The sequence below is a fragment of the Janthinobacterium sp. SUN176 genome, from assembly GCF_030587335.1.
Lineage (GTDB): Bacteria > Pseudomonadota > Gammaproteobacteria > Burkholderiales > Burkholderiaceae_D > Janthinobacterium > Janthinobacterium kumbetense.
Map to the genome: position 1 here is coordinate 486635 of NZ_JAPWIA010000001.1, position 19451 is coordinate 506085.

The 19451-nt window shown below is 62.7% G+C and carries 17 protein-coding genes and 4 tRNA genes; 8 read left to right on the plus strand and 13 right to left on the minus strand.

Going from position 1 to position 19451, the window contains the following annotated elements:
* Positions 1-7: 7 nt before the first annotated feature.
* Complete coding sequence (locus tag O3299_RS02320) at positions 8-736, plus strand: LytTR family DNA-binding domain-containing protein (RefSeq protein ID WP_305053592.1); 729 nt, start codon at positions 8-10, stop codon at positions 734-736.
* 155 nt (positions 737-891) lie between these two features.
* Here the strand turns inward: O3299_RS02320 and O3299_RS02325 are convergent, their stop codons facing one another.
* From O3299_RS02325 to O3299_RS02335, 3 genes are all read right to left on the minus strand, one after another.
* Positions 892-3159 (minus strand): ATP-dependent DNA helicase, encoded by a 2268-nt coding sequence (locus O3299_RS02325; protein ID WP_305061401.1) that lies wholly within the window; start codon positions 3157-3159, stop codon positions 892-894.
* Positions 3156-4808, minus strand: coding sequence for a VRR-NUC domain-containing protein (locus O3299_RS02330; protein WP_305061402.1), 1653 nt, complete (start codon positions 4806-4808; stop codon positions 3156-3158). Before O3299_RS02330 ends, O3299_RS02325 begins: the two co-directional genes overlap by 4 nt.
* A gap of 85 nt (positions 4809-4893) precedes the next feature.
* A complete protein-coding gene (locus tag O3299_RS02335; RefSeq protein ID WP_305061403.1) occupies positions 4894-5598 on the minus strand; it encodes an SMI1/KNR4 family protein in 705 nt (234 codons plus the stop codon).
* A 160-nt stretch (positions 5599-5758) separates the two neighbouring features.
* On the opposite strand from O3299_RS02335, the gene O3299_RS02340 reads away from it, so the two are divergent.
* Together O3299_RS02340 and O3299_RS02345 are read left to right on the plus strand one after the other, a co-directional pair.
* Positions 5759-6976, plus strand: coding sequence for an MFS transporter (locus O3299_RS02340; protein ID WP_305061404.1), 1218 nt, complete (start codon positions 5759-5761; stop codon positions 6974-6976).
* The gene (locus O3299_RS02345) at positions 6973-7599 is read left to right on the plus strand and encodes a metalloregulator ArsR/SmtB family transcription factor (protein ID WP_289906636.1); all 627 of its coding nucleotides are present in this window, start codon (positions 6973-6975) and stop codon (positions 7597-7599) included. Before O3299_RS02340 ends, O3299_RS02345 begins: the two co-directional genes overlap by 4 nt.
* A gap of 41 nt (positions 7600-7640) precedes the next feature.
* Here the strand turns inward: O3299_RS02345 and phaP are convergent, their stop codons facing one another.
* From phaP to O3299_RS02365, 4 genes are all read right to left on the minus strand, one after another.
* Positions 7641-8252 carry a TIGR01841 family phasin gene (phaP, locus tag O3299_RS02350; RefSeq protein WP_077402186.1) on the minus strand — a complete coding sequence of 204 codons (612 nt, stop codon included), beginning with the start codon at positions 8250-8252 and terminating at the stop codon, positions 7641-7643.
* Between the two features lie 107 nt (positions 8253-8359).
* On the minus strand, positions 8360-8554 hold the full coding sequence (locus O3299_RS02355; RefSeq protein ID WP_099664698.1) for a hypothetical protein: 195 nt from the start codon (positions 8552-8554) through the stop codon (positions 8360-8362).
* Positions 8555-8601: 47 nt separating this feature from the next.
* The gene (locus O3299_RS02360; protein WP_251351788.1) at positions 8602-10842 is read right to left on the minus strand and encodes an ATP-binding protein; all 2241 of its coding nucleotides are present in this window, start codon (positions 10840-10842) and stop codon (positions 8602-8604) included.
* 91 nt (positions 10843-10933) lie between these two features.
* Positions 10934-11362, minus strand: a complete 429-nt coding sequence (locus O3299_RS02365) for a helix-turn-helix domain-containing protein (protein WP_099664696.1) — start codon at positions 11360-11362, stop codon at positions 10934-10936.
* A gap of 115 nt (positions 11363-11477) precedes the next feature.
* On the opposite strand from O3299_RS02365, the gene O3299_RS02370 reads away from it, so the two are divergent.
* Positions 11478-12329, plus strand: a complete 852-nt coding sequence (locus O3299_RS02370) for an SDR family oxidoreductase (protein ID WP_305061405.1) — start codon at positions 11478-11480, stop codon at positions 12327-12329.
* Positions 12330-12427: 98 nt separating this feature from the next.
* On the opposite strand, the gene O3299_RS02375 is transcribed toward O3299_RS02370, so the two are convergent.
* The 4 genes from O3299_RS02375 to O3299_RS02390 all read right to left on the minus strand — a co-directional run bounded on the left by O3299_RS02375 (position 12428) and on the right by O3299_RS02390 (position 13230).
* Positions 12428-12512, minus strand: a tRNA-Leu gene (locus tag O3299_RS02375).
* Positions 12513-12579: 67 nt separating this feature from the next.
* Positions 12580-12664, minus strand: a tRNA-Leu gene (locus tag O3299_RS02380).
* Between the two features lie 67 nt (positions 12665-12731).
* Positions 12732-12816: transfer RNA gene (locus O3299_RS02385), tRNA-Leu, on the minus strand.
* Positions 12817-13145: 329 nt separating this feature from the next.
* A tRNA-Leu gene (locus O3299_RS02390) sits at positions 13146-13230 on the minus strand.
* Between the two features lie 409 nt (positions 13231-13639).
* Between O3299_RS02390 and rnr the strand changes: the two genes are divergently transcribed.
* The 4 genes from rnr (at position 13640) to O3299_RS02410 (ending at position 18548) form a co-directional block, all read left to right on the plus strand.
* Positions 13640-16210 (plus strand): ribonuclease R, encoded by a 2571-nt coding sequence (gene rnr, locus O3299_RS02395; RefSeq protein WP_289916005.1) that lies wholly within the window; start codon positions 13640-13642, stop codon positions 16208-16210.
* A 3-nt stretch (positions 16211-16213) separates the two neighbouring features.
* Positions 16214-16957: a 23S rRNA (guanosine(2251)-2'-O)-methyltransferase RlmB gene (rlmB, locus tag O3299_RS02400; RefSeq protein ID WP_034756912.1), complete on the plus strand. Its 744-nt coding sequence runs from the start codon at positions 16214-16216 to the stop codon at positions 16955-16957.
* A 132-nt stretch (positions 16958-17089) separates the two neighbouring features.
* A complete protein-coding gene (cysE, locus tag O3299_RS02405; protein ID WP_099664693.1) occupies positions 17090-17839 on the plus strand; it encodes a serine O-acetyltransferase in 750 nt (249 codons plus the stop codon).
* A 10-nt stretch (positions 17840-17849) separates the two neighbouring features.
* Positions 17850-18548 (plus strand): YceH family protein, encoded by a 699-nt coding sequence (locus tag O3299_RS02410; RefSeq protein ID WP_070260269.1) that lies wholly within the window; start codon positions 17850-17852, stop codon positions 18546-18548.
* Between the two features lie 16 nt (positions 18549-18564).
* On the opposite strand, the gene O3299_RS02415 is transcribed toward O3299_RS02410, so the two are convergent.
* Both O3299_RS02415 and O3299_RS02420 read right to left on the minus strand, forming a co-directional pair.
* The gene (locus O3299_RS02415; protein ID WP_305061406.1) at positions 18565-18933 is read right to left on the minus strand and encodes a tetratricopeptide repeat protein; all 369 of its coding nucleotides are present in this window, start codon (positions 18931-18933) and stop codon (positions 18565-18567) included.
* A gap of 7 nt (positions 18934-18940) precedes the next feature.
* Entirely contained in the window at positions 18941-19390 is a 450-nt protein-coding gene (locus O3299_RS02420; protein ID WP_305061407.1) for a DUF4240 domain-containing protein, read from the minus strand.
* Positions 19391-19451 lie beyond the last annotated feature (61 nt).

Genomic DNA, 19451 nt, shown 5'->3' on the forward strand with positions numbered 1-19451 from the left:
GGCAAGAATGCGGGTCGCCATCGTTGACGATGAGTTGCTGGCGCGCAGCGTGTTGCGCGAATACCTGGCGCGCCACGACGATATCGACATCGTGGCCGAGTGCGCCAACGGCTTCGAGGCCGTCAAGGCCATCGCGGAGCTGGAACCGGAACTGGTGTTTCTCGACATCCAGATGCCGCGCCTGGACGGTTTTGAAGTGGCGGAACTGATCGGCGCAAAGACGCGCTTGATCTTTGTCACGGCCTATGACCAGTACGCCTTGAAGGCCTTCGAATGCCATGCGCTGGACTACCTGCTGAAACCGTTCAGCGAACAGCGCTTCGACCAGGCGCTTGCCCATGCGCGCGCCAGCCGCAGCACGCCCGAGACGGTGCTGACGGTGGCGCGCGAAGCGGCCACGCGCGCCGCGCCACTGGACCGCGTGCTGATACGCGACGGCGCCAAGGTCCACGTCATCGCCAGCGCGCGCATCGATTACATCGAGGCGCAGGATGACTACATCAGCATCCGTTCCGAGGGCAAGTCCTACCTGAAAAGCCAGCGCCTGAGCGAGCTGGAAACCCAGCTCGACCCCGCCAAATTCCTGCGCGTGCACCGCTCGTATCTGCTCAATATCGACGGCATCCGCCGCATCGAGGCGGCAACGAAAGACAGCCACGTGGCCATCCTGCGCGATGACACGAGGATACCCGTGAGCAAGGCGGGGTATCAGAAGCTGAGGTTAATGGTTGGCTAAGTAATCCTCAGGAAATTATTGTGAAATTATGACGAACAGAACCGGATGCTATGCAAGGCGCCCGGTGCGACGCAGTGCGAGCACTGCTAGCAGCGGGCAAGCCTCGTCGGCCACCTTGCAGGGCGCCGGTTATGGAAGTCAGAAATCACAATAATTTATTGGGGGGTACTTAGCTGCACATCCCACCACGTGGGCAGCAGCTGGCGGATTTCCGGACGGGAAAAGCGGTCGTCGATCAGGTAGACGACGCCCTTGTCCGATTGCGTGCGGATGACCCTGCCTGCCGCCTGCACCACCTTTTGCATGCCCGGATACAAGTACGTGTAGTCGTAGCCGGCGCCGAAGATGTCGCCCATGCGTTGTCGGATCTGTTCGTTGACGGGATTGATCTGCGGCAAACCGAGGGTGGCGATGAAGGCGCCGATCAGGCGCGCGCCGGGCAAGTCGATGCCTTCGCCGAACGCGCCGCCGAGCACGGCAAAGCCGATGCCGCGCGTGTCCAGGCCGAAACGGCCCAAAAATTGTGCGCGGGCAGCGTCGTCCATGCGGCGCGGCTGTTGCCAGAGTGGCACGTCCGGGTAATGCTGGGCGAACAAGTGGGCCGTCTTTTCCATGTAGTCGAAGCTGCTGAAGAAGGCCAGGTAATTGCCCGGCGTTTCTGCGTATTGCTTCGCCATCAGCTGGGCGATGGGCAGCAGCGAGGCGGCGCGGTGCTGGTAGCGCGTGGAAATGCTGTCGGCCACGCGCACGGACAATTGCTCCGCCTGGAACGGCGATTCCACGTCGACCCAGGCCGTGTTTTCCGGCATGCCCAAAGTGTCGCTGTAGTAATTCCACGGACTCAGGGTGGCGGAAAACAGGGCCGTGCTGTGGCTGGCCGCGAAGCGTTCCTTGAGAAACGGTGCCGGGACGATGTTGCGGAGGCACACGGTGGAACCGGTGTCCGTCTTGCTGACGTCGAACAGCGAATGCTCGCCAAAGCTTTCCGCCAGGCGGTTGATCAGCAGCACGTCAAAGTAAAAGCGCTGCAAGTCCTCGTCCAGCGCGGCCGCATGCTCGGCCAGGTAGTCGCCGATGGCCGTCGCCACGCCTTGCAGGGCGCCAAAGAATTTGTCCGGCAACGCCGCATGCACGTGGTAATCGCCATCTTGTTCTTTCAGTAAGGCCGTCCACTGGCGCGAGAGGCGGTCCAGCGGCTTTTTCAAGCCCTCCGGCGCGAACTTGCGCAGCATTTTCAGGTCGATCTGCGCCAGCTCGGCCGAATACATGCTGCGCGCGCGCGACACCATATTGTGCGCTTCGTCGACCAGCACATTGACTTTCCAGTCGTGGGCCAGGGTCATGCTGTACAGCATCGCGCTGAGGTCGAAGTAATAATTGTAGTCGCCGATGACGACGTCGCTCCAGCGGGCCAGCTCCATGCCCAGGTAATACGGGCAAATACCTTGCTGCAAGGCGATGGCGCGCACGGCTTCCTTGTCCAGGATCAAACCGCTGGCCAGCGCCACCTCGCGCGCCAGCGGCAAGCGGTTGTAAAAACCCTTGGCCAGCGGACACGACTGGCCATGACAGGCTTTGTCAGGATGTTCGCAGGCGCTGCTCTTGGCGCTCAGTTCCAGCACGCGCAGCGGCAGCAGGGGCGCGCTATCCTTGAGGATGGCGCAGGCATCGAGCGCCATCTGGCGTCCCGGCACCTTGGCGGCGAGGAAAAACAGTTTATCCAGGCTATGCGCAGCCGTCGCCTTCAACATGGGAAACAGGCTGCCCACCGTCTTGCCGATGCCGGTCGGCGCCTGCGCCAGCAAGCCGCAGCCACGGCTGCTGGCCTTGTACATGGCTTCGGCCAGCTGGCGCTGCCCCGGGCGGAAGTTGGCATGGGGAAACGCCATCCTGGTCAGCTGTGCATCGCGGCTGGCGCGGTGCGCCAGTTCCTGCTCGGCCCAGTCGAGGAAGAGGGCGCAATGCTGTTCGAAGAAAAGGCGCAACGCCTCGGCCGTGCACTCCTCGTGCATGACCGTTTCCTTCTGGCTGGCGATATCGAAATACACGAGCGCCACGCGCAGCATGGGCAGGTTCAGCTGCTGGCACAGCAAATGGCCGTAGATGCGCGCCTGCGCCCAGTGCAGCTGGCGGTGGTTGGCGGGCATGGCGTCCAGTTCGCCCCGGTAAGTCTTGATCTCTTCCAGCTGGCGCCGCGCCGGGTCGTAGCCGTCGGCGCGGCCCCGCACGTGCAGGGGGCCGAAGTCGCCGGACAGGCTGATTTCTCGCTGGTAATCGTCGTCGCGCCGGCCAGTGACGGTGGCGTGCCCGGCCATGCCTTCCTGCGCCGTGGGGGACGGGGTGAAGCGCAAGTCCAGGTCGCCTGCCTTGGCCGTGAATTCGCACAGGGCGCGCACGGCGATCGTGTACCGCTTGACGCTCATGCGGCCGCCTCCCACTGCAGGTAGCACACGCTGACGGGCATGGCGTGCTCGGCGCAATACGCGATCCAGCGCAGCTGGTTGTCTTGCAGGCGGTCGCCCGGCCCCTTGACTTCGATCATGCGGTAGCGCCGTTCGGTCGGCCAGAACTGGATTAAATCGGGAAAGCCGCTGCGGTTGCTTTTGATGTCGAGCAAGATGCGCTCGAACGCCTTCTTCAGGTGGATGGCCGGGATGCAGGCCAGCGCCAGGTCCAGCAAGCCGTCGCCCAGCACGTCCCAGCTGACGAAGGGCGAGACGATACCGTGCTTGGCGGCAAGCGTGGCGCGGATGGCGGCGTGGTAGCTGCCGTCGTCCAGTTGCGCCAGGCAAGCGGCAAAGTCGATGCTGCGGCGCTGGTAAAAGTCGGCGCTGTGCAAGTCGGCCGGACCACGGTGGAACGGGTGGAAGAAGGCGCCCGGCATGGCCTTGAAGATGGCGGGCCAGCACAGCAGGCCGAACAGCGAGTTGATCAGGGTGTTTTCCACGTAGTACACGGGCGCGTCATCCCGCATCAGGTGTTGCTGCACCACCCCTTCCACGTAGCACGCCTGTTCCGGGCAGGGCAGCAGCAGGTCGATGCGCTCCACTGTTGCGGCCGCGCTGGCCGCCTGCTTCGCATGGCCCAGCTTGCGCCGCAAACGGGGGGCCATGCGCAAAAGTAATTGTTGTTCCGCTTCGCTTTCCGGCGCGGCCAGGGCGATCGTCAGGCGCTCGTAGGCCGCTTGCGGCTGCTCATCCTTTTCCAGCACGCGGATGGCGCGGCCACGCGCGCCCGGATAGCGGCAATCGGCGTAGGCGCGGTAGGCGGCCGGCCAGTCCTGGCATTTTTCCAGGTGCTGGGCGATCTGGAAGCGCAGCTTGTCGCGCCGGCTGGCCAGCCAGGTATTGTCCTGCGACAAGGGCAGCGCCGCCAGTTCCTGCAGCACTTCGTCCGCCGGCGCACTGTCGTTGTAGCGTTCGCGGCACTGGTGCAGCACTTCATAGTGCTCGATATCCTGGCGCGTGCGAAAACCGCGCGAAGCGGGCGAGAATTCCACTTTTTCATACTGGTACACGCCCAGGTCGGACAGCACGAATTCCGACCAGTCCTGGTGATAGTTGCCAAAGTAAATCAGGCGCAAACGGTCGCACAGGGCTTGCAGGCCGAGGCGGTACAGCACGTCGCCGGAGGCGGGATGCCAGGCGGAAAACGGCTTCTCATTCACATGCTGTTCGCGCAAGGCATCCAATTGTTCCGCCTTGCGCGCCGCCTTCAGGGGCGCGGCGAGGTCGAAGGCCTGGGCGATTTCCGCTTTCAGCAGCAGCTCGAACAGCTCATCGAGCGAAATGGCGGGATCGGCTGCCACCCAGCCGGTGGCCAGCAGGGGCAGGGCGGCCGCGCGCGTGTCGCCGATTTCCGGGTAATTGAGCTTGCTTGCGCGAAACAAGCAACCCTTGCGCATGACGAGGCGCACGAACAGGGCGCGCGACGGCTGCGGCAGTGCGCCGAATGCAGCGATGAACTGCGTTTCCTCAACACTCAGCAGATCGGCGTAACGCGCGCTGATCCAGCTCAGCACGTCCTGGAAATTATCCAGATAGTACAGGGGATTTTCCAGGACTCTCAACATGGGTGCAATAGGGCAAGGTGATCGGTTTTACTGTGTTTATATACAGTTTAAACCTTCAGCCGCCGCTTGCCCAGCGATTTTATGTTCAGCCAGCCGTGCTGTAGGCAAAACAGCTGTCGAACTTTTCGTAGGGAATCAGTTCCGCGCGCAGGCCGGCCAGTTCGGTATCGCTCAGCAAGCCCCGGTGCGCTTCCTTGCGTCCCTTCGGCAACAGCACGTCGTAATCGATGATGTCCCTGGCCAGCAGCGCTTGCATCACTTCGGCCTGGCGCGCCGTCAGGTAGCGCGCATGCGTGCCGAGGGTGTTTGCCAGTTGTTCCTTGAATTCCCCGTCGCTGACGTCGTTGTACGTGTCCTGGTCGGCCATGCTGTTCAACAACATGTGAAACAGGAAATCCTGCAGGTTCTTTGCCAGGTATTGGGCTTCATCCTGGTCATGCCACAGCAGCACGACGGGCATGTCGCCGTCTTGCTGGCCAGACGCGAAAAAGCAGTAGTGGTCGCCCGCGCCCGTTTGCGCGAACGGGATGAAGCGAAAGGCAGGATCGATCTGCCGGTAATCGTCGGGATCGGCCAGTTCTTCCATGGCAGCCGCTGCGGCTTTGACGCTCAGCAACTCGAAATCGTCCGCATGCAGCAGCAGGGTGGGCCGCTCGGTCAAGGTGGGATAGACCAGCTTGTACCAGTCGGGGCCGTATTCGCCCACGGCCAGCATGCCGTCGCGGTCCAGCTGCCGGTACAGCGCAGGATAAGTGAAGCCGTGTTGCTGTTCAATTTCTGCCAGTGTCATGTTTTCCCTGTTCAACGTGAGTCATGCGGCAATGATAGCCGAGGCGGTGGCGCGCACGGCTGGCCCCACGGCGACAATGATGCGCATAATTAATAAACATTTTAGTTTACTTATTTGGAGTGCTCACGTAGTCTGGCCAGACCATCTCCATCGAGCCCGCATGAAAAACATCATCCTGATTTCCGCCGCCTGTTTGCTGGCATTGCTGTCGACCATAGGCGCCTCCCTGCCGTACCCGATCCTGCCGCCCCTGTTCGCGGCCGAGGCGCCGAATGCTTTTAACAATTTCCTCGGCTTGCCATCGAAACTGCTGTTCGGCCTGGCGCTGACCATCAACCCGCTGGGCTTGCTGATCGGCTCGGCTTTGCTGGGGCCGCTGTCGGACCGCTATGGCCGCCGCCCCTTGCTGATGCGCACGGCCGTGGGCGCCGCCATCGGCCACGCCTTCACGGCCTGGGCGCTGGTGATCCAGTCCTACCCCCTGTTCATCGTCGCCCGTTTCATCACCGGTTTGCTGGAAGGTAACGGCGCCGTGGCGCGCGCCATGCTGGCCGACCAGCTGACGGGGCCGCTGCGCCTGCGCGCCATGTCCTGGCTGAATGGCGCGTTTTACCTGGGCTGGCTGGTGGGGCCCATCCTGGCGGGCGCCACCCTGCATTGGGGCGTGACGGTGCCGTTCTGGATCGCCGCCGCCGCCCTGCTGCTCGTCGCCGTGCTGGTGGCCGTGGGCTTGCCGCGCGAAACGCCATCCCTGCTGACAACGTCATGGTGGCAAGTGGCGCGCGACCGCCATTCGCTCAATTTGCTGCGTCATGACGAGCTGCGCACCCTGTTCATCGTGCAGCTGGCGCTGACTTGCGGCGTGGCCAGCTTTTACGAGTTCTATCCGCTGTGGCTGGTCGAGACGGCCAATTACCATGCGCAAGAGATTGCCTGGGTGAATGTGGGCCTGTGCGGCACGATGACCATCACCTCGCTACTGGCGGGCGGTCCCAGCCGCCATGCACCGCTGCTGCGCGCCAGCTGGTATGCGTGCGGCGTGGCGCTGGCAGTGGGAATCTTGGCACTGGGCAATATCTGGGTGGGCATCGCCGCCATCGTGCTGTTCGGCATTCCGAATGCGCTGTACAACACGGTGATCCAGGGCTGGTGCGCCGAGCGCTTCAGCGCGCACGGCCAGGGCGCCGTGATGGGCTTGCTGGCCACCACCTTTTGCATCGCCAACATCGTCGTCGCCCTCAGCGGCTCCGTGCTGACCCTGATCGATACGCGGCTGATCCTCGTCGCGGGCGCCTGTTCTGCTGCCTGGGCCGCGTGGCGCATGGCCGCCTGGCGCCGCCAGCTGGCCGGCGCCGTCGATGCCGAGGTGGTGGCATGAATACGTCCGAGCAGACGCTGTTCTTGCTGAAGATGCGCGGGCCGCAGACGGCGCAGCAACTGGCGGCCTTGCTCGATATCACCTCCATGGGCGCGCGGCGCCAGCTGGAAGCGGCGCAGGACAAGGGCCTGGTGGCTTGCGGGGACGTGGCCGACAAGGTGGGGCGCCCGTCGCGGCGCTGGCAGCTGACGCCAGCGGGCCACGCGCGCTTTCCCGACCGCCATGCCGACCTGACCCTGGAATTGATCGCGCAAGTGAAAACCCTGTTCGGCGACGAGGGGCTGGATAGACTGATCGGCGCGCGCGAGCGCAGCAGCGAAGCCGCCTACGGCAAGCTGGTCGACCCTGGGCTTGATCTGGCGCAACGGGTGGACAGCCTGGCACGGGCGCGCGATGGCGAAGGTTACATGGCCCATGCGGAACCGCAGGACGATGGCAGTGTCTTGCTGGTGGAAAACCATTGCCCGATCTGTGCGGCCGCCAAGGCGTGCCAGAATTTTTGCCGCGCCGAGCTGGCCATCTTTCAGCGGGTATTGGGGGACGATTGCACGGTGGAACGCAGCGAATATCTGCTGGAAGGGGGGCGGCGCTGCGTGTACCGGATCATACCTATCGGGACCTGAGGAATCAGGCCCCGATAGCTGCGAACGGACTTCTTGTCAAATTACTTCTTGGCAGCCTTCGGCTTGGCGGCAGGCGCCGCTTTTTCAGCCGCGGCGGTGGCGCCGCCCGTCGCCTTTTCCGTGGCCTGCGCCACTTGTGCGCTGGCCTTGGCGATCTGCTCTTCCACCGTTTTCACGGCCTGTTTCGTGGCCTTGGTCACTTGTTCGTAGCCGAGGAAGGCATTGTCGATGGCGGCCTTGACGATGGCGACGGCGTTTTCCGAGCCTGGCGGCACGTTTTTCGTCACGTCGTAGATCAGGGCGCTCAAATTGCTTTTCGCTTCGGCCACATGGGCTTCGGCGGCCGTCGTGAATTCCGTGTGGATTTCCTTGATGATGTCGTCGAGTTGCTGTTTATACGCTTTCGCGCCGGCCACGCCAGGTTGCAGCTGGGCGGCGGCGGCGGCCATGGCGGCCTTCGGATCCTTGGCCTGGCTGATTTCCTTGCTGGCGGCCAGGCCATCCTCGATGCCGGACTTGGCGGTGGCCATGTTCAGCGCCAAGACCTGTTCCACGCCTTGCACGGCCTTGGAAGTGAGGGTGTTGAAGGTCATCAGCTGGAATTCAAACAGGGCCTTGGTGGCCGTTGCGAATTGTTCGGGATTCGTAAACATGTGGTCTCCTCGGTTTGAATAGATACGTTCTTATCGTTCCATACTCTTTCGACGCCGCATTGCCATCGCTTGCTCTCAAGCCGGTGCCCCGTGTGGTCATGGCCCCATTATTTAACAAGCGCCGGTTTTTCGCAACGGCTATCTTTGTACGGTCCCGAGGCCAGTTCCCAGCCAAATCCCAGGGTCGATTGGGCGCACGACAGGGTGCCGTCGATCTTGCTGCGCCATTTGTACCAGGGGGCAGGTCCGGCCATTGCGCCAGCGCAAACTGCCAGCAGGGCAGTGGCGATAAGGTATTTCATGGGTGCTCCGAAAGAAATGCTTGCTGGCATTGTAGCGCGCTTGCCCGTCAGGGGGCGGGCGCTTGCGGCGCGGCGGCGGGCAGCTGCAGGGTGAAGGTGGTGCCGCTGCCGTCGCCGGTGCTGCTGGCAACATGGATATGGCCGCCCAGCACGCCCGTGACGATGTTGTGCGCCACATGCAGGCCCAGGCCCGACCCGCCGGAACCGAGCTTGGTCGTGAAGAAGGGGTCGTAGACATGCACGAGGTCATCGGCGGCGATGCCCACGCCCGTGTCGGCGATGGACAGGGTGATCGTCTGCCCGTCGTCGCTGCCGCGCGCGGCGATGGCGATGGTGCCGCCGCTGCGGCCCTCGAAGGCGTGGCGCAGGCAGTTTTCCAGCAGGTTGCTCAGGACCTGGCCCAGCGGACCCGGATAGCTGTCCATGGCCAGGCCTTCGGGCACGTCCTGCGTCAGGCTCAGGCCGGCGGCCTTGAGCGGCGTCGACATGGGCAGCATCAATTCGGCGATGAACTGGCGCAGCAGGAAGTGGCGGCGCTGCGAGCTGGCGCGGTCGACGGCGATCTGCTTGAAGCTCGAGACCAGGTCGGCGGCGCGCTGCAGGTTGCGCAGCATGATGGCGTCCGCCTCGCTGGCCTGGGTCAGGTAGGCGCCCAGTTCGGAGCGGCGCAAGCCGTCGAGGAAGCTGGCCTGGATTTCGCGCGTGCGCTCGGCCATGGTGGTGGCCACCACCAGGCCGTTGCCGATCGGCGTATTGAGTTCGTGCGCGATGCCGGCCACCAGCGCGCCCAGCGCGGCCAGCTTGTCGCGGCGCACCAGTTCTTCTTGCGTGATGGACAGGTTTTCCAGCGCGGCGGCCAATTCGAGGTTCATCTGCTCCGAGTGTTCCTTGGCCTGGGTCAGCGCCGCCGTGCGTTCGGCCACCAGCTCTTCCAGGTGGGCGCGGTGGCGCTGCAGCTCGCGTTCGTGGCGCATGCGGCCAATCGCGATGCCGGCCAGGTCGGTGGCCGTGTCGATCAGCTCCAGGTCGCGCGCGTCGGGCTGGCGCACTTCGCGGTAGTACATGGCGAAGGAACCGAGCACGGTGCCATCCTGGCCGAAGATGGGGCGCGACCAGCAGGCGCGCAAGCCGAATGGCGCCGCCAGCTCGCGGTAGGGCGCCCACAGCGGATCGCGCATGATGTCGGTGACGACCACCGGTTCGCGCAGGAACATGGCCGTGCCGCAGGAGCCCACGCCGGGGCCGATGGCCACGCCTTCGAGCAGGGCCATGTATTCGGCCGGCAGGCTGGGGCCGGCCGCGCTATGCATGTGGATGCCGTCGTCGTCGAGCAGCATGATGGAGCACAGTACGCCGCGCGACTGGCCTTCGATCAGCAGCAGCAAGTGGTTCAGGGTGGGGATCAGCGGCGCGCCCTTGGCGACCATTTCCAGCAGGGCGCTCTGGCCCGAGCGCATCGCTTCGGCGAGGTTGCGTTCGGTCAAGTCGATGATGCGCGCATGCACCAGCTGGCGGCCGGGCACGGACAGGCGCATCAGGCGGATTTCGCAGGCGATCGGGTGGCTGTCGCGGTGGCAGCAACTGGCGCGGAAGACGACGATCTTGCCTTGCAAGGTATCGCGGATCTTTTCTTCCAGCAGTTGCGGCGAGGCGCGGCCATCGCCCTGGTGCCTGGGGAACAGCGGCTCCATGCCGCCTTGCAGCAGCTCGGCCAGCGGCATGCCGAACAATTCTTCGGCCAGGTGGTTGGCATCGATCAGCAGGCGGTTGTCGATATCGAACAGCAGCACGGCGTCGGGCGAACCGGCCAGGATGGAGTGGTAATTGACTTCCAGCGTTTGCGGATGCAGGGGGCGCGGCGGCGTGGCGGCGCGCGGCGCGGGCGCCTCGGCCTTGTGCAGCGCCAGTTCCATGAGGATTTTTTCCGCCACGTCGCGCGCATTGAAGGGCATCTTGATGTAGTCGGAAGCGCCGGCGCCCACGCTGCGGCCTTGCTCTTCGGCGCTGGGGGTGGCTGACATCAGCAGCAGGGGCACGCCGTGGCGTCCGCCCGCATTGCGCAGGCGCATGCAGGTGGCGCCGATATTCGTGCCCGCCAGGGCCGCGTCGAGCAGGATCAGGTCCGTGCCGCCGGCCGCCAGTTCCACGCCTTCGTCGATATCGCCCGCCAGCCCCGTACCCAGGTTATGCCGGTCCAGCACATACAGCAGTTCGCGCACATCGTTCGGCGAATTGCTGACCAGCAGCACATTGGCCCGGTCAGTGATGGAAGAAATCAACTGGTTCATGGTGTCGCGCCCTTACGCGTTTCATGGGCCTAGTATTACATCAAGGCAAGTAGGAGTAAACGATAATTCTTGATGACTAAAAGCAACCTGTTCAAGCCGCATTTAGCGCTGCTGGTGCCGCTTCCAGGTCGGCGCGTGCCTGTTCGATGCGCGGATAATTATCCTCGATCCAGTCGACCAGCACGGCCAGGCGTTCGGCTGCCTCGCGTCCCAGCGGCGTGAGGCTGTACTCCACCTTGGGCGGGATCACCAGGTACGCCTGGCGCAGCACGAAGCCGTCGCCCGCCAGCGCTTCCAGGGTTTGCGCCAGCATTTTTTCGCTGACGCCGCCCACTTCGCGGCGCAGTTCGCTGAAGCGCCGCGTGCCGCTCAGCAGCAGTACCAGCACCAGCACGGCCCAGCGGCTGGTCAGGTGGCTGAGCACGGCGCGCGACGGGCAGGCCGCCGCCAGCAGGTGCGCGCCCTGGTTTTGGCGGGCGAGGGCGGCGCGCAGGCTGGCGCCGGGAGTGTCTGTGGACATGATAGTTGGCCTCGTTAATGAGATTTTATTTATACTTACCAAAAGGTACGTACTTACAATAAGTAAGTAATAGTCCTATTATAGGGTTTTACCACCCACGTACCAAGGAGAAATCATGATCGTCATCACCGGCGCCACAGGCAACCTGGGCCAGCACGTCATTGCCAGCCTGCTCAAATCCGTCCCTGCAGCCAACATCATCGCCGCCGTGCGCAACCCGGCCAAGGCCGCCAGCCTGGCTGCACTGGGCGTGCAAGTGCGCCAGGCCGATTACAACGATGGCGCCAGCCTCGATGCGGCGTTCAAGGGTGCAACGAAAATCCTGCTGATCTCGTCGAGCGAAGTGGGCCAGCGCGCGCAGCAGCACCAGAACGTCATCGATGCGGCCAGGCGCGCCGGCGTGGCCCTGCTGGCCTATACCAGCGTCTTGCGCGCCGACACGTCTCCGCTGGGCCTGGCCGCCGAGCACGTCGTCACGGAAGCGGCCATCCGCGCATCCGGCCTGCCATACACTTTCCTGCGCAACGGCTGGTACCTGGAAAACCATACGGAACACCTGGCGCCCGTGCTCGAGCATGGCGTCGTGCTGGGCGCGGCGCAAAACGGGCGTTTCTCGTCGGCCGCGCGTCTCGACTATGCGGCGGCCGCCGCTGCCGTGCTGACGGCGGCCCAGCCGCAAGCCATCTATGAACTGGCGGGCGACCAAGGCTTTACCCTGGCGGAATATGCGGCCGAAGTGGCGCGCCAGTCGGGCAAGGCGATCGCGTACAAGGATATGCCGCAGGCGGACTTCAAGGCGGCGCTGGTGGGCGTGGGCGTGCCGGAAGGCTTTGCCGACTTGCTGGCCGATTCCGATGCGGGCGCGGCCAAGGGCGGCCTGGAAGACCATGGCAAGCAATTGAGCGCGCTGATTGGCCGTCCGACGACGAGTCTGCATGACGCCGTGAAGGCGGCGCTGGCCAAATAAGGGGAGGGTGCCGCAGGGATGCGGCATTCTGGAATCATTCTGGAATGAAAAAAGCCGCAAACTCGTGAAAGTTTGCGGCTTTTTTGCGAATTAGGTAATGGTGCCCACGAAGGGACTCGAACCCCTACACCCGAAGGCACATGGACCTGAACCATGCGCGTCTACCAATTCCGCCACGTGGGCACTGATGCTGCTACTGCTATATCTCACTACTGTACTGCGGATTACAACGAAAACGACTCGTTGCTGGTGGTGCCCACGAAGGGACTCGAACCCCTACACCCGAAGGCACATGGACCTGAACCATGCGCGTCTACCAATTCCGCCACGTGGGCATTGTGCTGCTTTTACTGCTATCGACTACTTTACTGCGGATCACAACAATGAACAACTTGTTGCTGGTGGTGCCCACGAAGGGACTCGAACCCCTACACCCGAAGGCACATGGACCTGAACCATGCGCGTCTACCAATTCCGCCACGTGGGCATTGTTACTGCTTGCTGCTTGTCGCTGCATGTTCTGCAGCGAGGACAAAATCATAAGGGCTGGCGCGCATTCGGTCAATCAACATTTTGCACTTTTCTGCAAGAAACATGTTTTTTCGCCTGAAAAGGGCTTTTCCCTATGAAAAAAGGCTGAATCTGCCTCTTTTTTCAGCGTTTTTGATGACGCATGGCGTTCGCTGGAGTGCGGGGAGTGAATGTCATCGCCTGGCGGGTGCGTGGCGACTGCGGCGTGGGGGGGGGATTTTCGTTTCGGAAATGAAAAAAGCCGCAAACTCGTGAAAGTTTGCGGCTTTTTTGCGAATTAGGTAATGGTGCCCACGAAGGGACTCGAACCCCTACACCCGAAGGCACATGGACCTGAACCATGCGCGTCTACCAATTCCGCCACGTGGGCACTGATGCTGCTGTGACTTATTACTTTTACTGCTCGAGTACTTGTTGAAAAATAACTTCACAACAATTCTGCTATTATAGCGACTTGAAGAGTTTTGCGCCAGATGAGCTTTCGCTCCATACTGCACATCAACCCTGTACCGCTTTCCTGCAACTGCATTCCCGTGAAGGTTTGTCGCTGCAAGAGACCAAGATTATAGAGCAATATTTGCCGAAGTCAAATGCATTGCGCAGCTTTTCTCCTTTTTTTCATCGGCGGGGCACTTGTTCGGTTTCCGCTACGCTGTCCGTTAGGCAAACCAAGGCGTCCTCCGGTACACTACCGGACATCACCGTGTCAATATTGACGGTGATGTCATCGGTCTTTGTCTTCCGTTTGATCACTGTCAATAACAACTATAGAAATACTTTTGAGCCAAAATACCCACACCATCCCCAGCCGGGAGGACATTCTCGGCATATTCCGCAGCGTCAGCGCGCCTCTCGACCCGCAGTCTCTCGGGAAAACGCTGCAAGTGCATGCCGATTCCATGGATGTCCTGGTCCGTCGCCTGAAGGCGATGGAGCGCGACGGCCAGCTCAAGTCTGACGCCAGCGGTGTTTTCAGCCTGGCCGACCAGAGCGCGCTTGTCGCCGGTCGCGTCACCAGCCACCGCGACGGTTTCGGCTTTGTCATTCCCGACGACGCCAGCGCCGACCTGTTCCTGCCTGAGAAAGAAATGCAGAAAGTACTGCATGGCGACAAGGTCATGGCCCGCATCGTCGGCACGGACCGCCGCGGTCGTCCGGAAGGCACGATCGTCGAAGTCACCTACCGCGCCAATACCCACGTCATCGGCCGCCTGATCCAGGAAAACGGTACCTGGGTCGTGGCGCCGGAAGACCAGCGCATCGGCCAGGACATTTTGGTCACCGGTTCGGTGGGCAAGGCGAAAGCGGGCCAGATCGTCAGCGTCGAGCTGACCGAGCAACCGATGCGCTTCAAGCAGCCGGTCGGCAAGATCGTCGAAGTGCTCGGTGCGCTTGACGATCCCGGCATGGAAATCGAGATTGCCGTGCGTAAATTCAACGTGCCGCACGTCTTTTCCGCCGCCGCCCTCAAACAAGCTGAAAAGCTGCCATTCGAAGTGCGCGCCGCCGACCTGAAAGACCGCGTCGACCTGCGCGACGTGCCTTTGGTAACCATCGATGGCGAGGATGCGCGCGATTTCGACGATGCCGTGTATTGCGAACCCGTCAAGATCGGCCGCGCCAACTGCTTCCGCCTGATCGTGGCGATTGCCGACGTCAGCCATTACGTGAAACCGAACGACGCGCTCGATATCGACGCGTTGGAGCGCAGCACGTCCGTCTACTTCCCGCGCCGCGTCATCCCGATGCTGCCGGAAAAGCTGTCGAATGGCCTGTGCTCGCTGAACCCGGCCGTCGACCGTTTGACCCTCGTGTGCGACGCCGTCGTCAGCGACAAGGGCGAGCTGAAGGCGTACCAGTTCTATCCGGCTGTCATCCATTCGGCCGCGCGCCTGACCTACGACGAAGTCGCTGCCGTGCTGGGCAATACCAAGGGACCTGAAGCGGCACGCCGCGCGGACATCCTGCCGCACCTGCAGAACCTGGAAGCCGTCTACCGCGCCTTGCTGAAAGCACGCACGGAGCGGGGCGCCATCGATTTCGAGACGACGGAAACGTATATCGTCTGCAATAGCGCCGGCAAGATCGAAAAGATCATCCCCCGCACGCGCAACGAAGCGCACAAGATCATCGAAGAGTGCATGCTGGCGGCCAACGTTTGCGCGGCCGATTTGTTGCTGCGCAACAAGCATCCAGGCACCTACCGCATCCATGCCAGCCCGACCAAGGAAAAGCTCACGCAAGTGCGCACCTTCCTCAAGCAAGTGGGCCTGAACCTGACGGGCGGCGACACGCCATCGGCATCCGATTACCAGACCCTGATGCAGCAGATCAAGGCGCGTCCCGACGCGGCCCTGCTGCAAACGATGCTGCTGCGCTCGATGCAGCAAGCCGTCTACAGCCCGGACAATATCGGCCACTTCGGTCTGGCCTACGAGGCGTATGCCCACTTCACCAGCCCGATCCGCCGCTATCCCGACCTGCTGACGCACCGCGCCATCAAGGCCATTCTGCAAGGCAAGAAATACGAGCCGAAGCTGTCCGAAAAGACCGTGCTGAACACGAACGTGTCGAACGCCACGCGCAAGCAGCAGGCGAAGGACAAGGCCGACGGCAAGCCGAAGAAGACGGATTTGACCATCTGGGACGCGCTGGGCGTGCATTGCTCGGCCAACGAGCGCCGCGCCGACGAAGCGTCGCGCGACGTGGAAGCCTGGCTGAAGTGCTACTTCATGCAGGACAAGCTGGGCGAAGAGTTTACCGGCACCATCACGGGCGTGACCACGTTTGGCGTGTTCGTGCAACTCGATACCCTGTTTGTCGAAGGCCTGGTGCACGTCACCGAGCTGGGCACCGATTACTTCCAGTACGACGACGCGCGCCATGAATTGCGCGGCGAACGCACGGGCAAGCGTTATCAATTGACCGACCGTCTGACGGTGCAAGTGGCGCGTGTCGACCTGGAAACGCGCAAGATCGACCTGCGCCTGGTCACCGATGCGGAACTGGCGGGCGAAGAAGCGCCAGCCAAGCCGAACGGCAGCGGCAAGCGCAAGGGCGAAAAGAAATCGATGGTCAAGCCCGGTCCAGCGACCGAGCAGCGCCATGAGATCAAAACCAGCGTCAACAACGGTGGCAAACCCGGCAATGGTTCCGGCGGCCGTGCCAACGGCGCCAAGGCGCAAGCCAAGCCTGCAGCCAAGGCCGCGCTGAAGGAAACCCCGAAGGCGGCGGCGCCCAAGGCCGCCGCGCCGAAACGCAGCAAGAAACCAGCCGCGGCACCCGCTGCGGCGGCACCACGAGCAGCAAAAACTGTATCTGTATCAAAAACAAGCAAGAAGAAACGATAAATAATGAAGAATAAAATGATTTTCGGCTTCCACGCCGTCACCTCGCGTCTGCGTCATGAAGCGTCGTCCGTGGAAGAAATTTTTGTCGATGCCAGCCGCGTCGACGGCCGCATGAAGGATATGATCGCCGCCGCCAAGGCTGCCAACGTGCGCGTCATGCCTGTCGACTCGTCGCGTCTGGACAAGATCGTCGGCACGCGCCGCCACCAGGGCGTGATCGCGTTTGCCTCGCAACTGTCGCTGGCGCGCAATCTCGATGAGTTGCTGGACGCTATCGACGGCCCGCCGCTGCTGTTGATTCTCGACGGCATCACCGACCCGCACAACCTGGGCGCCTGCCTGCGCGTGGCCGACGGCGTCGGCGCACATGCCGTCATCGTGCCGAAGGACCGCGCCGTGGGCCTGAACGCCACGGCCGCCAAGGTCGCCAGCGGCGCCGCCGAAACCGTTCCGTACATCACCGTGACGAATCTGGCGCGTACCATGCGTGAACTCAAGGAACGCGGCATCTGGCTGATCGGTACGTCGGACGACGGCGAAAAAGGCTTGTACGAAGCCGATTTCACGGGCCCGACGGCCCTCGTCATGGGTTCCGAAGGCGAAGGCATGCGCCGTTTGACGCGCGACACCTGCGATATCCTCGTCAGCATTCCGATGTTCGGCTCCGTCGAGAGCTTGAACGTGTCGGTCGCTTCCGGCGTCTGTCTGTACGAAGCCCGCCGCCAGCGGATTGCTTTGGAAGCTTAAGAACGTCCTGAACGTTTTGTAGCGCTTCCATGATCGGCCGCCGCCCTGGTGCTGGCGGCCGATTTGCTTTCCCCTCCAGCATTCCCCCGCCGAATACGCTACCATTTGCGTTCCACCTTATTCATTGTCATTATGTTCCACCACCTGCGCGAAGATATCAACAGCATCATTGAACGTGACCCCGCCGCCCGCAATGGCTGGGAGGTGCTGACCTGTTATCCGGGCTTGCACGCCATCGTCATGCACGGCTGGGCGCACTGGTGCTGGACGCGGCACATGAAGTGGGTAGGGCGCTTCATTTCGTATATCGGCCGCATCATCACGGGCATCGAGATCCATCCGGGCGCCGTCATCGGCCGGCGCGTCTTCATCGACCATGGTTTCGGCGTGGTGATCGGCGAGACGGCCGTCGTCGGCGACGATTGCACCATCTACCAGGGCGTGACCCTGGGCGGCACCTCGCTGCACAGCGGCAGCAAACGCCATCCGACCCTGGAACGGGGCGTCATCGTCGGCGCCGGCGCGCAGGTGCTGGGCAGCTTCACGGTGGGCGAGTACGCCAAGGTGGGCTCGAACGCCGTGCTGCTGAAACCCGTGCCGTCCGGCGCCACGGCCGTCGGCAACCCCGCGCACATCGTGCAAAAGGATGTCAGCGCCCTGCGCGAGGGCAGCACGGCCCATTTGTTCGCCGCGTATGGCGTCACGCCCAACGGCGACGATCCCCTGTCGAAAGCCCTGCAAGGCTTGATCACGCACGCCGTGGCGCAGGAACAGCGCATCGAGACCATCCTTGCCACCCTGAAGGCGGCAGGCATCTGCTGCCAGGGCGTGCCCGAGTGTGATAAATTTGATTCCGAGCAAATGAACAAGCTGGTTGATTAAGGATACAGGCATGACTACAGACGCAAACGCAGCAGAGAAAAGCAGCGACAATCCGAATCTGCTCGACCCCTTCGAGATCCGCGTGCTGGCCGTGCTGGCCGAAAAGGAAGCGCTGACGCCGGACAGCTACCCGCTGTCGCTGAACGCGCTGACGAACGGCTGCAACCAGCTGTCCAGCCGCGACCCCGTCATGGCCCTGTCCGAAGAAACCGTCTACGACGTGTTGCAGCGTTTGATGCAGCGCAAATTCGTCAACGGCATCACGCAGGCGGGTGCACGCGTCGCCAAGTACGAACACCGCATGCGCATCAAGTGGTCGCTGGAACAGGATAAATTGGCCATCCTGACGATCTTGATGCTGCGCGGCTTGCAGACGGCAGGCGAGATCCGCAGCCGCAGCGGCAGGGTACATGAATTCAAGTCCGTGGCGGAAGTGGAGGCCGGTCTGCAATTCTTGATCGACAAATACCCGCCGCTGGTGGCCAAGCTGGCCGTCGCGCCCGGCGCCAAGGAACCGCGCTACGGCCATCTGCTGGGCGGCGAAGAGGCGCTGGCGCAGATCGAGACGGCGGCCGGTTTCGCTGGCGCCGTCAGCGCGCCGCAGCAGGGCAGCAGGGTGGCCCAGCTGGAACAGGAAGTGCTGCAATTGCGCAGCGACTTCGATGGCCTGGCGGCGCAGTTCGAGGCATTCCGCAAGCAGTTCGAATAGTTTTCAGGGCACGCGCCTATTGGGCCTGCGGGTCGAAATAGGCGGTCCAGGTCAGGCTGGAAGCGGCAAGACCCTGCGCCTTGCCAAATTGCGCGATGGCCTTGCGCGGCTTTGCCAGTCCCGCCAGGGCCACCCCCAGGTTGTAATGGGTATGGCTGTCCGTCGAGCCCAGCTTGAGCGCTGTTTCCAGTACGTTGACGGCGTCCCTGTACTTGCCCTGGTCGCACAGCACGGCGCCCAGGCAGGTGATCAGGGCCGTGTCTTGCCGGGCCGCTTGCAAGGCGCTGCGCAACACGGCTTCAGCCGCCGCCATGTGCGCCTCCCAGTGCCCGGCATCGCCTTCGGCCAACTGGATATGCGCCCTGCTTGCGGCGATGGCGTCCATTGCCGCCCTAGCCAGGCCAGGCGGCGGAATTGCTTCCGGTTTCATAATCGACGCTGGCGGTAAAATCCCATTCATCGGTGTCACGCCCTGTCTTCTCGGACCAGGCCTCGGGAGCGACGCTCAGCAGTTCCCCCAGCCACGCGTCCGTTTGATCGGGCATCAGTGTGGGGTCGGCCAGAACGCTGTCATACGTGGCCTTGCCCGAGCCGACGACGAAACAGCGCGCATACAGGAAACTGTCATCCGACTTCCCTGAATCACCGGCCTGCTCCGCAAACACCTTGCCATCAAGCTGGTACAGTGCCTGCGCCAGGCACTCTTCGAAGCCCTTGATGTCCTTGACCGGCAACTCGGCGAGGGCTTCCGTCAATGGTTCCACCGCAGCATCGGCGTCGCCGTCTTGCAGGGCTTCACGGTCGATTTGCTCTATCAGCTGCCAAAATTTTTCTTCGTTCATTGTTCATTCCAGGTAAATAGTCCATCGATACTGAAAGAGGCCAGGCATGCAATGCCCGTGG